The 15,072-nt window shown below is 39.8% G+C and carries 8 protein-coding genes; 5 read left to right on the top strand and 3 right to left on the bottom strand.

All coding sequences use genetic code 11. From position 1 onward, the window contains the following. Positions 1–18: 18 nt before the first annotated feature. On the bottom strand, positions 19–1,890 hold the full coding sequence (locus Q0954_RS10900; RefSeq protein ID WP_299456745.1) for a VWA domain-containing protein: 1,872 nt from the start codon (positions 1,888–1,890) through the stop codon (positions 19–21). Between the two features lie 857 nt (positions 1,891–2,747). Between Q0954_RS10900 and prmA the strand changes: the two genes are divergently transcribed. From prmA to plsY, 3 genes are all read left to right on the top strand, one after another. After that, positions 2,748–3,584: a 50S ribosomal protein L11 methyltransferase gene (gene prmA, locus Q0954_RS10895; RefSeq protein ID WP_299456742.1), complete on the top strand. Its 837-nt coding sequence runs from the start codon at positions 2,748–2,750 to the stop codon at positions 3,582–3,584. A 179-nt stretch (positions 3,585–3,763) separates the two neighbouring features. After that, complete coding sequence (locus tag Q0954_RS10890; protein ID WP_299456740.1) at positions 3,764–9,082, top strand: hypothetical protein; 5,319 nt, start codon at positions 3,764–3,766, stop codon at positions 9,080–9,082. Positions 9,083–9,691: 609 nt separating this feature from the next. Next, a complete protein-coding gene (plsY, locus tag Q0954_RS10885; RefSeq protein ID WP_299456738.1) occupies positions 9,692–10,354 on the top strand; it encodes a glycerol-3-phosphate 1-O-acyltransferase PlsY in 663 nt (220 codons plus the stop codon). A 593-nt stretch (positions 10,355–10,947) separates the two neighbouring features. On the opposite strand, the gene Q0954_RS10880 is transcribed toward plsY, so the two are convergent. Beyond that, complete coding sequence (locus Q0954_RS10880; protein WP_299456736.1) at positions 10,948–11,748, bottom strand: sulfite exporter TauE/SafE family protein; 801 nt, start codon at positions 11,746–11,748, stop codon at positions 10,948–10,950. A gap of 162 nt (positions 11,749–11,910) precedes the next feature. Here Q0954_RS10880 and Q0954_RS35060 point away from each other — a divergent pair, with 162 nt between their 5' ends. Continuing rightward, complete coding sequence (locus tag Q0954_RS35060) at positions 11,911–13,143, top strand: effector binding domain-containing protein (RefSeq protein WP_366916735.1); 1,233 nt, start codon at positions 11,911–11,913, stop codon at positions 13,141–13,143. A 75-nt stretch (positions 13,144–13,218) separates the two neighbouring features. Beyond that, positions 13,219–13,563, top strand: a complete 345-nt coding sequence (locus Q0954_RS10865) for a DUF1801 domain-containing protein (protein ID WP_299456734.1) — start codon at positions 13,219–13,221, stop codon at positions 13,561–13,563. Positions 13,564–13,978: 415 nt separating this feature from the next. Here the strand turns inward: Q0954_RS10865 and Q0954_RS10860 are convergent, their stop codons facing one another. Further along, complete coding sequence (locus Q0954_RS10860) at positions 13,979–14,929, bottom strand: pyridoxal-phosphate dependent enzyme (protein ID WP_299456732.1); 951 nt, start codon at positions 14,927–14,929, stop codon at positions 13,979–13,981. Between the last annotated feature and the right edge of the window lie 143 nt (positions 14,930–15,072).

Here is a 15,072-nt window from a genome sequence, read left to right as displayed (position 1 = left end):
AAAAATAAGCCCAAGTGCCTATTTAGGACTTGAACAAGTTTCATTTTCTGATTCCCATTTGGGCGAAACGTAAGTATCTATTTGGCTTGTTTGGTATTTAAGCGGTATTTCGTCATCAAGCGTAGGCTGGGTACGGTGGGCAGGCACTATCTCATACAAAGCCGTTACGGTATGCCCTACGCCCAGCTCGCCCGCATCTACTTTGTCGTTTTTAAAATCGCTATTCTTCAATACTCGGTTTTCGTAGCCCACTAAGCGGTAAGACTTGACGTGTGCCGGATTAAACTCTAATTGAATCTTTACATCCTTGGCAATGGTATACAAAGTGCTGTTGAGATTCTTGGCAAGTACTTTATTGGCTTCGGCTATGCCATCTATGTAGTAATAATTGCCATTACCTGCATTGGTCAGCTTTTCCATCATCGAGTCGTTGAGGTTGCCTGTACCAAAGCCCAAACAAGTAAGGTAAACGCCCGATTGACGCTTTTTACTAATGAGCTGCACCAATTCCTCATCGCTGCTTAGCCCCACATTAAAATCCCCATCGGTGGCTAATATTACCCGATTGTTGCCACCCTTTATAAACGCTTGTTGGGCGATTTTGTAGGCAAGCTCTATACCTTCGCCTCCTGCTGTAGACCCTCCGCTTTCTATGTTTTCTAATGCTGTCAGAATCTTCTCTCTGTGTGATATTGAAGTAGCAGGCAATACCAAGCCCGAAGCCCCTGCATACGCCACTATAGCTATTTTAGTACGACTGTCGGTCAATTGCTTAAGCAACACTTTGAACGAACGCTTAAGCAAAGGCAGTTTATCTTCACTGTCCATAGACCCTGAGGCATCTACCAAAAATACCAGGTTGGCAGGAGGGGTATTTTTAATTTGTAAACTTTCGCCCTGCAAGCCAATGTGCAATAGTTTGTGGCGGGGATTCCACGGACAAGTGCCATACTCAGTGTTTACCGAAAAAGGATGCGTCTGTAGTTTGTTATCTTTACCCTTAGTAGGTGTAGGCTGAGGATAGTCATAGTCAAAATAATTGATCATTTCTTCTACCCTTACTACATTTTTTGGGAGTGGTTGTCCATCATTCACAAAACGGCGTACATTACTATAAGACGCATTGTCTACATCTATCGAAAAGGTCGACAATGGGTTTTGTCCGGCTTGGTAAAATTGATTTTCATAAATGGTAGCATACCGTTCGCCCTCCGGGAAAGCATTTCTGAAGGCTGCTCTTCTGTCAAATTTCAAATCGCTTGATAAATCACCAGCCCCCAGTTTTTTCAATACCTCCGATTGATAACACAATACTGTTGCCTGAAAAGTAGTGAGTGTGCTCAGAACTTCGCCAAGGTGGGCATGAGCAAAAAAGGCTTGATAAAAACTTAGTTTTTGATATACTTTTGTCAAAGGCTCAAACTTGGGCAAATCAAGGTCTATAAACTCCTTAGACAACCATACAACGTGGGTGTCAAGCTTGCTGGCAAGGGTATCTGCTTTTTGGCGCATCAAGCGTTGGGTAGAGCCAGTATTGAGAGGATCTTTGGGATAATGAGTCTTAGGATCAAGCCCTTGCCCTGCGTTGTTCACCAAGTGTTGTTTGGTTTTGTTTATATAGTCTACAATTTGTGTCGTTTTCTTTTTGAGCAATTCAGCCCTTTTTATTCTCTCTATTCCTTCACGCGAACCACCATTTTTCTTTACATCTCTTTTCAGTGCCTCTAATGCCTGATCACTTGACCTATTTGCATTATAAATATCAAATTCAAGAATATGTAATATGCCGTATTGTCTCCTAACTTTGGTCTTAGACGACTGGCAAGCAGCAATGCCCAACAATAACCCACAAAATAATAAAGTTTGACTGTGTTTTTTGAATGTGTTCATCACAAGAATATAGTTGTTTAATTCTTGTATGGATACAATCAAAGGGGGTATGAATGGAGTTTTTTTTCAATAAAAGAGTTGTAAATGGTTGGTTATTAGTGGTATACGTGTTTTGCATAATGAGTTTACGCAGAGTTTTGATTACTAGTACACTTGCTCTTAAATAGGTAAATAGAGTATTTAAGTGTGTTTTGTTTTCTGATGAATTTTAAAAATTGAGCATAGCCAAAGCTACGTGATATTTTTGAAGTGAAATCAGGGGGCAAAAAACACAAAATAGACTTTACAAATTTAGGAGCTGGTGTACTAGCAACTTGCGGTTGCTTGTCGCTTGAAACTAATCGCTTGCAACTACTTATGTAGCTTGGTTTTCACCAAAAGGCATAAAAAAAACGGGGTGAATTTCACCCCGTTTTGTCAGTACAATTGTGCCACCTGCCAAAGTCTTAAAACACTAAACATTCCCTATATTTTTTGATAAAAAATCCATCATTTCTTACAAAAATCAACTGTCAAAATTATATGCTTGCCTATATCCATTTTTATTACTAAAAGCTGAATTTAGTGTTTGGCACAATTGAAGAATATTAAAAAACCACTTTCCTTTTAATCAATTGTTATGTATGTATATACTACTTTGAGCAGGCAGAGTGTCAATTTTTAGATAAACGTGGCGTTTTAACGGTTAAGCTGGGCAAAAGCAACGATAATATTCATTTTGAGATAAAAGAGCGGGGTATTTGCTGAGGCTTGCAACCAAAACATCGGTTAAATGTCTTTTTAAATGAAGATTCTGGCTAATTTTGTCTATATTAAATAATAAGCAAGGCTTATTGCCACTTTAAAAAACGTTTACATTGGAATATATAGAGTTAAAAATAAACGTGTTGCCAGAATATGTAGATATTTTGGTTGCCGAGCTTGTCGATCTTCATTATGAGGGTTTTGTAGAAACAGACAAAGGAGTGGATGCTTATGTCCCAGTCAATTTATTTGATACTACTGCTTTGGAAGAGCTAGGGCAGAAATACCAGGAGTTGTTTAAAATGAACTATAATTCTACAACGTTAGAAAAGCAAAACTGGAACGAAACCTGGGAAAAAAACTACGATCCGGTCATGGTGAACGATCAGTGCATCATACGCACCACCTTTCATCAAATAGATAAAAAATTCCCTTACGAGATCATTATCAACCCCAAAATGTCGTTTGGTACGGGGCACCATGCCACTACTACCCTTATGATAGAGCATCAGCTGACTATGGACTTTCAGCAGAAGCAAGTATTAGACATGGGGTGTGGCACGGGTATATTGGCTATTATGGCAGAAAAACTTGGGGCGACTACTATAGATGCAGTAGATATTGACGATTGGTCGGTCGAAAACAGCATCGAGAATGTAGGGTTAAACCATTGTCAAAAAATTAAATTGCAAAAAGGCACAGTAGACACTGCCAACTTAAAAGAAAAGTATGACATCATACTGGCAAATATCAACCGAAATGTATTGGTACATGATATGCCCTACTATCACCAACACCTGACTGACAAAGGTTTTTTGGTAGTAAGTGGCTTTTATGAGGCAGATGTAAAACTGATGGAGAATACAGCTCGTAAATACAACTTGGAAGCTATTAACTATAAAACCAAAGATAGTTGGTCTTCTATTATTTTTAAGAAACATATCAGTTGATTTGTAAGCACTTGTTTAGAGCCTGTCCCTAAAGGCGAAAGCTTGGATGATAAGCTCTAAACAAGCGCCAATCACACAATGAAACCCTGTTCAGTTATTATTCATTGCCTGACTTACAACCAGAAAACGGGTAATACTGTAGAGATAAGTTCCATTCCACCACTGAAACTTTTATACGAATGAAATTATTACAAACATCACTGCTTGTCGTGTTTTTGTTGGGTATTTCGTTTATATCTAAAGCCCAACGGTATAAATTCCCGAAAGAAGAAGAAAAGTTTATAGGCTTTGTGGCAAAAGAGCTCAAAAAAGCCAAAGCCGAATATTCTAAAAGAGTAGGTGAGGCATTTAGTTCTATCTGGAATGGTACAGCTGCTATGGCAGGTGCCAAACTTACTGCCTCGCAAAAACAAAAAATTATTGCGATTTCTAAAAAAATGGCAAGAAAGCGGTTTATGATGAACCGTGAATACACCAAATTTTATGGAATGCTGGCTAATGGCATTACCACCCACCATATTGCTTCATCGCTTGATGACATACTGGAGGTTACCGAAAAAGTGGTATCAAAGCTTGGAACCCGCGAAATATCGGTATATTTCAAAAACCTGCATACTTTTTTTATTTACCAAAAACAAGGCGTATACACGTTATATGGCACCAGGTTCAACTCGTTGCTTGGCATGGATGGTAAGTTTTCTATCTCGTTTGTTGCCAACGATACCCAAAGCGAGGCCATTACAAAAAAATACATGGATGTATCAAGCGCCGATACCGACCCTGCATACATCAAAGGAGCAATCATTGAGCTTACCAACATCAATCTAGTCTTTAAAACCCCTTTTGACTCACTGGCAGTTAGAAAAACCGATGGGGCGTTTATGATTACTAAAAGCAGGTTTTTGGGTAACGGGGGCACTTTTGACTGGGAAAGCCTCAATCTTGATCCTACGAAAGTATACTGTAAGCTAGGGTATTATAACATGAACGTAGCCCGCCCTATACTCAAAAGTCGTGATGTTTCTTTTTACTACTTATCATTATTCAAAACGCCCCTCAAAGGAGATTTTGAGTTTCAAAGTCAGCGTCGCCGCAATAATTATGTAGCCAACTTCCCCCGATTTATTTCTACCAAAAACGACATTACGATGCCCAACATAGGAGGAGACCTTGCCGTAAAGGGGGCTTTTACTTTGATAGGCAACCGGGTATATAGTTCGGCGGCACGTAACGGAGATTTGGCTCGTTTTTGGGGCAAAAAGAAAATTCCTGACAGTGACGAAGAAGAAGTGAGTTTTTTGGCACTTGCCAAAAAATTTCAAATTTTTCACGATGGTGCAGTCAAAGACAAAAGCATTTACCGGAAAAACCTGGGAGCTGACTCACTGTCTACGCTGAGAGCACGCCAGGCAGTATTATCTATGTATTTGGGGCTAGACTCTTTGTATCACCCCAAGTTGGGTGTACGCTATTCTAAAGAAAAGCATCAAATCGACTTTATACGTGACCGTAGTCATCGACACGTACCTTTCCTTAACAATCACCATCGCTTTTTTATCCATGCTGACATTATGCAGTTTGATGTAGAAAAAGACACGATGGATTTTTATATGTTGGGTGGGCAAGGCATTCGTCCTGCATCATTTGAGTCGTTCGACTTTCACAACCAAGAGCGTTACACCCGTATGATTGGAACTTTCCCTTTTCATCCACTAAAACTTTTTACGGCTTACGCCAAGCGAAATGCTCAAGTAGCCACCGATGAAGATGGCAACGAAATTAAGTATTTTTATATCAAAGATATTACTGAGTATTCGGGGCGCAGCGAAGGTACAATGAAGGCAGTGGCTAATTTTCTGCACGAAAAGGGGTACATTAACTATAATGACGTCACCGGAAAAATAGTACTGGGGTATCGTATTCAACACAATACTACTACCGATGCATTTTTGAAATCGGTAGACCGAATAAAAAAAGGGCATAACAATGCCAGAGACTCGACCAACTATGTACAGTATGACCACGACAACATGTTTATTGTGTCTTTGATGGACACTAAAGATACTAGCAATAGTCGCGAAATACGTATCAACAAGAAAGACACCTCTTATACAGTAAAAGTATCACGCAATGCAGAGCGTATTCCCAACGCGAGCTTGCACCGAACCAACCGTGAAATGCTTATCAGGGGTATTGAAACATTTCCTGTAAGTGACTCCCTCAATGTAAACATTAAACCTTATAACAAACAGGTAAAAGTATATGCCAACCGCGCTGTACAAATGGAACACGGCGAAATTACGGTAGGTAACTTTAGGTTTATTGGCAAGGAATTTTTCTTTTTATACGAAACCTTTACCCTGGAAATGCCGCGCATAGATAGTGTATTGTTTGTATTGAAAGACACCATCAGTAAAGAAGAGAGTGAATATGGTTCTGAAATTCGTTTTGGAGCAGGAACGATGCAAATCAATGACGCTAAAAACAAGTCAGGAAGAAAGAAAGGGAAAATATTTGAAGGAATGAACGAAGGAAAAACCTATGAGCAATTTCCGCAATTAAGTATTCCTGAGGGTGGTGTTGTATATTTTAGAACCGATTATCGTAAAAACTTTGCCTATGATAGTACCACAGTGTTTGAAATAGACAAACCACTGGAGATGGATAGTTTGACTAGCAAAGTCCCTTCTTTTAAAGGGGTGTTTAAATCCAAAATGTTTCCTGATATTAAAGAGCAGATGATTCCGCTACCAGATAAAAAACTTGGGTTTAGGCACAAACCACCCCCCGGAGGCTACCCGTTGTACCCCGAACACGACAAGGTGAAAAATGTACATATCAAGTTTAACAGCGACCTGACCATGACTGCCGAAGGTTTGTACGGAGGGGGAGTGATTAAATACCTTACGACTACGGTCAGTTCGCCCGAATTCTTTTTTATGCCCGACTCCACCACGTCCGAAAACTCTAATTTTACAGTGGGTAAAGGAAAAATGAACGGTGCCGAGTTTGCCAATGCTCAAGGGAAAACCGCCCAGCTCAACTGGGTAGTTACTGCCGATAGTATGGTGTTTAACAACAGTCGTGAACTTGAAAAAGCTGGAGAGATTTTAAGTAAAAAAGATTTTAAACAAAAATACAGGGAAAAACTCTTTAAGGTATACGATAACAACGATGCCATTGCCTTGCGAGGAGACATCATTGTAAAAAGCAGTGGCCTGTATGCCGCAGGAGAAGCCATTAGGCGAGACTTCAGGATTATATCATTTGAAGAACCTTTTAAGTTTAATATCAACAGTTTTAAAGGGTATAAGAACAATATAGAGATTAACTCGGAGCAGCGAGATCCCTTTGAGTATAACGCGAGTTTTTATACCGACAGTCCTGCCTTGCTACAGGGTAACTTTGTGGATGTAGACTTTGATTTGATGAAGGGAGAAGCGGTGATTAAGCCCTATCCTGAATACGCTGACATAGAAGACTACTACCCGTTTGTGTTCCCTTACGCCCAGTACAAAACCTCTATTAAAGAAGCTTTATGGTCGTTGAAAGACGAGACGATTGCTATGAAAGGTGACTCGACCTCTACTTTTACCTCTACTATATTTGGTGGGGGTGAAATCAACGATGAGCGCGATTTAACTTTTAATGCTACCAATGCTTTTTATGACATTAAAAACCTAAGTATGCAGTTAGATGGCATTCCTTATATTGTGTCTGCCGATGCAAAAATATACCCCAACGAAGGAAAAGCTACTGTATTGAAAAATGCTGAAATGCAGACGCTCAAAGAGGCTCGTTTGGTGATTGATACCTTGAATGGTTATCACCGATTGTTTGACGGAGAAATCAATATTAGATCAAGGATGGAGTTTGCAGGACAGGCAACTTATCAGTTTATCAATGTAATTAAGGATACATTTAACATTAAGTTTGATGAGTTTAAATTGACTGATGCAGATGAAATTAAAGGGGTAAACCCCGCCGAAAAAAAATTGGCAGAGCAAAGGCGAAAGAAAGGACAAATTGTGCCTAAGCATACTATTTCGCAAGGAAAGGTAACAGAAGATGATAAGTTTTACCTCACTACCCGGATACTTTATAAAGGAAACGTGAAAATGTATGCCGACCGAAAACCGCTGGAGTTGGATGGGTTTATTAAACTAGACCTGAAGAGTAGGCGGGACTTAGATAACTGGCTGCCTTATAAGAGTGATAAGGGAGATTCGGTGGTCTTGGATATTAAGAAAAGAATTAAAGTGGGCAAAGGGGTATACCTTACCTCAGGGTTGCACTTTACACATGATGGCGATGATTTATATACTACATTTTTGTCACCATCCTTACACAAAGATGACATTGAGGTGTTTTTGGCGTTTGGTAATTTGTCGTATAATCCGGCAATTAACGAATTTAAGATTGAACCCAAAGAAAAAACAGAACGGAAGAGTTTTGCGGGTAATACCCTGATTTTTGATGACTCCAAGTCAACCGTTTATATGGAAGGGAAATTTGGTATTATGGACAAGCATAATAGTAAATATCTTAACAGTTCGGGAGCGGCCCATATAGATATGCGAGATAGCACTTTCCGCCTTGATATGTTTACCACAGTAGACTTGCCTATTCCGCCCAAAGCAATGGCAGCAATGGCAAAAAATGTAGAAACTGTCAAAGAAATAAATCGCAGGGGGCTGAATCAAAGTGATACTTTATTTTATAGGGTAGCAGAGCTGGTAGGTGATAAAGATATTAAGCATTATTTGTCAAAAGCTGCCAAGGTTTCGGAACCATTACCGTTTTCTCAAATATCTAAAACCTTACAAAAGCCGATTGTTTTATCTGAAGTACCCCTTAAGTGGTCTAAGGAATATCACACGTTCCATAGTCATGGCAAAATAGGACTCATGAGCATCTTGGATAAAGAGTTTAACACCGAGGTCGATGGATTTTTTGAAATAAGAAAGAACCCTAACGGTGATGCTTTCTCTATATATTTGCAGGTGAGTCCTAGTGTTTGGTACTTTATTGACCTTGACCAAGATCAGTTGATGTTGTTGTCGTCAGACGAGGCTTTCAACGCCGAAATAGAAGCTCGTGCCAAACCCGGTGGTAAAGGTAAGTTTGGAATGGAGCTGGCTGAAATTGACCAAAAAGAAGGATTTCTTCAGAAGTTTCAAGAAGTGTATGGGCAGTCTATCAACCAAAGTGAAGAGGTGAAGAAAGAAGAGAAGAAAGACGACGACAAGAAAAAGGGAGACGATAAAAAGAAAAGCGACGACAAGAAAAAGGGAGACGATAAAAAGAAAAGCGACGACAAGAAAAAGGGAGACGATAAAAAGAAAAGTGACGACAAGAAGAAGGGAGACGATAAAAAGAAAAGTGACGACAAGAAGAAGGGGGATGACAAAAAGAAAATCGACGACAAGAAAAAGGGAGACGACAAAAAGAAAAGCGACAACAAGAAAAAGAAGAAAAAAAAGAACGACGGTTTTTAGTGAAATAAAACAATTGTTTTTTTAGTGAGGGAGCAATTAAAAAATAGTATACCTGTTCTTTGTTAACTATTTTATTCTGAGACGCGGCACTTTTTAAAGTCATAGCAGCCCTACAGCTGCAAACCGAGGCTACAGTTTTGCTGTGCCGAGTTTATAAATCCCCCGAATCAAGTTCGGGGTTGTGAACCGAACTTATTTCGGGGCTCTGCCAAAGGCTAAAAGTAACAAAGTATCGGGGCAAAAGAGTAGCTACAAAATGGGTAGGTTATTTCTTGTTTGCTCTCTAAAGTCAGTGCTCATTTTGGGCACTGATTTTTTTCATTTAAGAGAAAAAAAATAATTTTCAACACCTATTGAGAGGGGGTTTTCAATAGAAATACAATGAATTACCATTTTTTTTTGCTATATATATAAACAGGCAACTTAAGCATTCACAGCTGATGTATGCCATAAAATAGTGTTAAATTAACTATATATTTGATCAACTATTTGAGACTAAAAATACGTTAAACACTATAAATCTTTGAATAATCTCAATGGTTATATTAATTTTGTGTGCTTGAGTAGTTATTTATTAACTCTAAATTAATACTGAATTAACGTTAAAATATGGGCATATTATTAATCATTTGTACATCTATATTAGCTTATTTACTTGGCTCTATTCCTACTGCTGTTTGGTTCTCAAAATACAGGTATGGAATGGACATCAGAGAACATGGAAGTGGTAATGCGGGAGCTACCAATACCTTTAGAGTATTGGGTAAAAAAGCTGGTATGTTTGTCATGAGTATAGATATACTCAAAGGATTTACAGCTACATCGCTTGCCTGGGTACTTGATTTCTCAGGGATGATTGCCCCTTATGATGAGTTCTGGATATATAAAATGATTTTTTACAAACTCATTTTTGGTAGTCTTGCCATTGTGGGACACATCTTTCCTGTATTCGCTAATTTTAAAGGCGGTAAAGGTGTGGCAACGTTGTTAGGCATGATGCTGGCTGTGCACCATACAGCTACCTTGTTATGTGTAGGTGTATTTTTAATAGTATTATTTGCTTTCCGCTATGTTTCGTTAGGTTCTTTATTAGCCACGTTGTCATTTCCATTGTTGCTATTAAGTCCACGTTTTCGCCCCGAAGACCCCATCGTTATTGTATTTGGGTTTTTGATGTTTACCATCGTAGCACTTACCCATCAAAAAAACATTGTAAGGCTATTGCAGGGGGAAGAAAGCAGAGCAAATATTCGAATGCGTAAAAGAGATTAAATTGTATAAATTTATTGTCAATCGAGCCCTTGTGTCATCAGATGCAAGGGCTTTTTTAGTTGACTGGGTGTAACATCTCAAGCTATTAGCTACAGGCAACATAAGAGCTTGTTTAAAGCGGTCGTTTATAGGAGATTTTATGATGAGTTTTCAGATTAGATGCGTCAAATTTTGAAGTAATAGTTCTGGAATCCCGAACTTGATTCGGGGCAGCGCTATTGCTGATAACCGATGGCTACAGCTTTGCTGTGCCGAGTTTATAAATCCCGAACTTGTTTCGGGGCTCTGCCAACGGCTAAATTTGACAATATATAATCAGGAAAGGCACGTAAAAGCTCACAGTCCTCCGAGAACAAGCTCGGAGCTGCGAGCCGAACTTGATTCGGGAACCTAATTAATGATTTTTAAACAAGCTCTAAGCCTAAGGATCGATGCAAAAATAAAGTTCTATAGTTTAAGGAAATATTTTTTGGTCAGGCGAGGCCAAAAAACGCGGCATAGCCATAGCTATGGCAAGTTTGTTTAACGAAGCATGTCCAAAAAAGAGGAGGTTAAGAATACGTATTTATTTTGACACCGTTCCTAAGGTTGCGTTAAAAAAAACTCTCTTTCAACAAAATAAACATCCCCATTAACAATACAAACCAACCAAAGCTTACCTTGAGCTTGGCTGGCGAAACAAATTGACTAATGTAAATGCCCAGATAAATACCCCCAATCGCCAATCCGGAAAACAATGATAAGAACCCCCACTCAATACTTTGTTCCATCAAATCGCCCGTAAAACCTATGAGCGAATTAAAGGTAATAATGAACAAAGAGGTGCCTATAGCTTCTTTGACATTGAGTCCGGTAAAAAACATAAGGGCTGGCACAAACAAAAAGCCTCCTCCTGCCCCTACAATGCCAATAATGAGCCCTACAAAACTACTTTGTAGTATAATACGGGGGTAGTTCCAGGGTTTTTCAGTATCAGCAGTAGCGGGAGCTTTTCTGCCTTTAATCATAGATACCGAGGCAAGCAACATCACAATAGAGAAAAACATCATCAGTCCCATCTCCTTGGTAAGTGTAAAATAAGAGGTGTGGAGCAAGATTTGAGGCAGAGCAGGGAGTATAAAACCCCTTGCCAAAAATACAGTAAACAAAGAAGGCACCCCAAAGGCAACAGCTGCTTTTATACTTACCAGCTTTTGTCGGGCATACGATATGACCCCGTTGAGTGCCGCAATACCTACCACAAATAATGAGTAAGCGGTAGCAAGCGAAGGAGTTATTTTGAATAAATACACAAGTATAGGAACCGTTAAGATAGAACCTCCCCCTCCAAACAATCCCATTGTAAACCCTACGAGTACTGCCAAAAAGAAACCTAAAAAATCAATAAATCCCATGAAGCGATTGTAGTAAACTGTTCTTTTTCTGATAAATTGACCGTAAAGTTATGAATAATACGAGCTTTTCAGAGATTCGCGGAGCAAAAGTTAATGAACGAAAATAATAGAACGCTTCCACGGGATTTTATGTAAATTTGGTTTGTAAACAATGTGATGCCCATGAACAATGAATCTAAACCCCGCCTGGCTCGCTTAACGGCTATCTTGACTCAACTACAATCCCAACAAATATTGACTGCCCGCGAAATAGCCGAAAAACACCAGGTAAGTATTCGAACGGTATACCGTGACATTAGAACACTGGAACAATCGGGAGTGCCCATTGTGACAGAAGAAGGGAAAGGCTACTCGTTGGTACAAGGGTATAATCTGCCACCAATCATGTTTACTCAGGCAGAAGCCAACGCCCTGATTACAGTAGAACAATTGATTGCCAGGCAAGACCATTCTTTGACATCACATTATCAAAGCGCGATTACCAAAATAAAATCGGTATTACAGCAGTCACAAAAGGAAAAAACAGAGTTGCTTGCCCAACGAATTCACATTCGAGACAATAATTACCTGGATCAAAGAAGCCAGTATTTGGTGGTTTTGCAAACTGCCATTACCCAGTTTACTTTGGTAGAGCTACACTATTGCTCGATACAAAATGACACCAGTCAGCGAGTAATAGAACCATTTGCTGTATACAGTACCCAAGGCAACTGGTTGTTGATTGCTTTTTGCCGCTTACGCAATGCCTTTCGATCTTTTAGGCTTGACCATATTCAAAAGTTAAAAGTGCTTGCTGAATGCTTTGAACCCCACCAGATGACTTTACCCGAATACTTTGAACAATGCCGGCAAAAATATTTGACCACCCCTGACATACCCTTGTCATCTCCCGCCCATACCTTTGCCATATCTGATAACAAAACACTTGGAAAACCAATGGAAAAAATGAAAATAGAACCGTTCAAAGTAATAGGTATTACTGTAAGAACTTCTAATAAAAATGGACAAGGACTGCAAGATATAGGTACGCTTTGGCAACGATTTATTACTGAGCAACTATTGAATAAAATACCCAATAAGGTAAACAACGAGGTATATTCTATTTATACCGAGTATGAAGGTGATTATACCCAGCCTTATACCACGCTGTTGGGCTGCAAGGTGAACACGCTTGATCATATTCCTGAAGGAATGACTGGAAAAGTGTTTGCCGGCGGGCAATACCAGCGTTTTGTTGCGCAGGGCAACCTTAACCAAGGGGTAGTAGGGCAAGAGTGGAACAAAATATGGGGAATGGACTTGCCTCGGGCGTATACTGCCGATTTTGAGATATACGGCGAAAAGGCGCAAAACCCTGACAGTGCCGAAGTAGATATATTGATTGCAGTAGATTAAAATCAATTATTGTATCATATCGCTTTGCCTCATCATTGGCAGAGTGATATGTCTTTTTTATCAAATGACTGTCACATGCTCAACGATTTAGAAAATTTTTACCTCAACCAACCCGAACCCAACAAAAGTTGTTTGCTCGCTTTGCGCGAATTGATTTTGTCACTGGACGAAAATATGGCCGATGCCTGGAAATATCGGATGCCATTTTTTTATTACAAAAATAAAATGTTTTGTTACTTCTGGATAGACAAACAAACCAAAGAACCCTACATTGGCATCGCCAAAGGCAGTGAGTTTACCCATCCGCTGTTAGAACAAGGTGGGCGGAGTCGCATCAAAATACTGAGAATACAACCCAACCAAGACTTACCCGTAGATGACATCCAGGTGATTTTGCGGAAAGCGATGACTTTTTATTAATCACTGACCTTTCGCAGTGATTTTTTTTGTTTAATTGAAAAGAATTACAATGTTGGTTTATGAGTGCGTCAGCTGGACTCAGCCTTAGTTTGTTGCCGTTAAAAATCTGTGAAACGAAGCCGTAAAAACAGATCACTGTTTGAGCCGGAGGCGAGTTTGAGCTGTTTCGGCGTAGTGCAACAGATTTAGGCGAAACAAACTACAGCTGCGGTGCTTGAACTCCGAACTTGATTCGGAGGTTTTTTGATTACTTTTTTACCTGTAGAAAATCCATGATCCCGAACTTGATTCGGGGAAGTAATGGCTCACAGATACTCGAGTCACTGCTTTTATAAGCGTATTTTGCTGAGTGGTATTTTTTCACATGAAACAAATTTTTGACCTGCGAAAGGTCAGTTAATCAATGACCATAACGCTAAAAAGGCAACTTGGTCAAGTCTACATTTCCTCCGGTAAGTATAATACCGATTTTTTTATCCTTAAAACGTTCAGGTTGCTGCAGTACTACTGCAAAAGGCACTGCACACGAAGGTTCTATGACAAGCTTCATTCGTTCCCAAATCAACCGCATAGCATGTATAATTTCTTCTTCGGTTACCGTGACCACATCGTTTACATGCTCTTTGATAATTCCAAAAGTTTTGTCTCCCAAAGGCGAACGCAAGCCGTCAGCAATGGTTACCTCGGTGGCCAAAGGCTCTATTTTACCTGAGCGAAACGAACGGTATCCATCATCGGCATTTTTGGGTTCACCGCCTATTACTTCTATCGAAGGTTGTAAATAATGACAAGCCAACGCAGCCCCTGCCATCAAACCACCACCACCTAGTGGGGTGATTACAATTTCTAAACCTTGCACCTCTTCTAATAGCTCTACTACCGCAGTAGCCTGCCCTGCAATGACCCCGTAATCGTTATAGGGCGATATAAAATGAGCCCCGGTTTTGGCTACCACCTTATCTAAAGTATTTTGCCTGCCTGCTGCGGTAGACTCACACTCTATTACTTGGGCTCCATAGCCTTTGACTGCGTTTTTTTTCACCGAGGGAGCATTTTCGGGCATTACAATATACGCAGGCACTCCCAGCATTTTTGCTGTAAGCGCTACAGCCTGTCCGTGGTTGCCCGACGAGTGTGTCGCAAGCCCTTTCTGACGGGCTTCATCATTAAGCAAAGTGCCTGCGCTACTTGCTCCACGCATTTTAAAAGCCCCAATTTTTTGAAAATTTTCACATTTAAAAAAAAGCTGTGCCCCTGACACCTCATCCAGGTTGCTACAAGTAAGCACGGGGGTATGATGAATAATAGATTGGATGCGTTGAGCGCAATCCTGAATATCTTCCAGAGTGGGTATCCTGTTGAACATAAGAGGTTTACTTGATTAAAAATTGAATGGTGGATTGCTACCCACTATACTTTGCCCATTATTATAATAGGCTGGTCAGTTATTAAAACCACCAACTGAGGGCGATAATGGTAGCAAAAAGTAAGGAAACTTAATAAATTGGC

The sequence above is a fragment of the uncultured Microscilla sp. genome, assembly GCF_947493425.1.
Taxonomy (GTDB): domain Bacteria; phylum Bacteroidota; class Bacteroidia; order Cytophagales; family Microscillaceae; genus Microscilla.
Note: the sequence above shows the minus strand (reverse complement) of the source record. Positions and strands in the feature narration are given on the sequence as shown.

Coding starts and splice junctions, on each gene's coding strand:
- Q0954_RS10900 (WP_299456745.1), bottom strand. CDS start 1,890: ATGAACACATTCAAAAAACACAGTCAAACTTTATTATTTTGTGGGTTA.
- Q0954_RS10890 (WP_299456740.1), top strand. CDS start 3,764: ATGAAATTATTACAAACATCACTGCTTGTCGTGTTTTTGTTGGGTATT.
- plsY (WP_299456738.1), top strand. CDS start 9,692: ATGGGCATATTATTAATCATTTGTACATCTATATTAGCTTATTTACTT.
- Q0954_RS10880 (WP_299456736.1), bottom strand. CDS start 11,748: ATGGGATTTATTGATTTTTTAGGTTTCTTTTTGGCAGTACTCGTAGGG.
- Q0954_RS35060 (WP_366916735.1), top strand. CDS start 11,911: ATGAACAATGAATCTAAACCCCGCCTGGCTCGCTTAACGGCTATCTTG.
- Q0954_RS10865 (WP_299456734.1), top strand. CDS start 13,219: ATGCTCAACGATTTAGAAAATTTTTACCTCAACCAACCCGAACCCAAC.
- Q0954_RS10860 (WP_299456732.1), bottom strand. CDS start 14,929: ATGTTCAACAGGATACCCACTCTGGAAGATATTCAGGATTGCGCTCAA.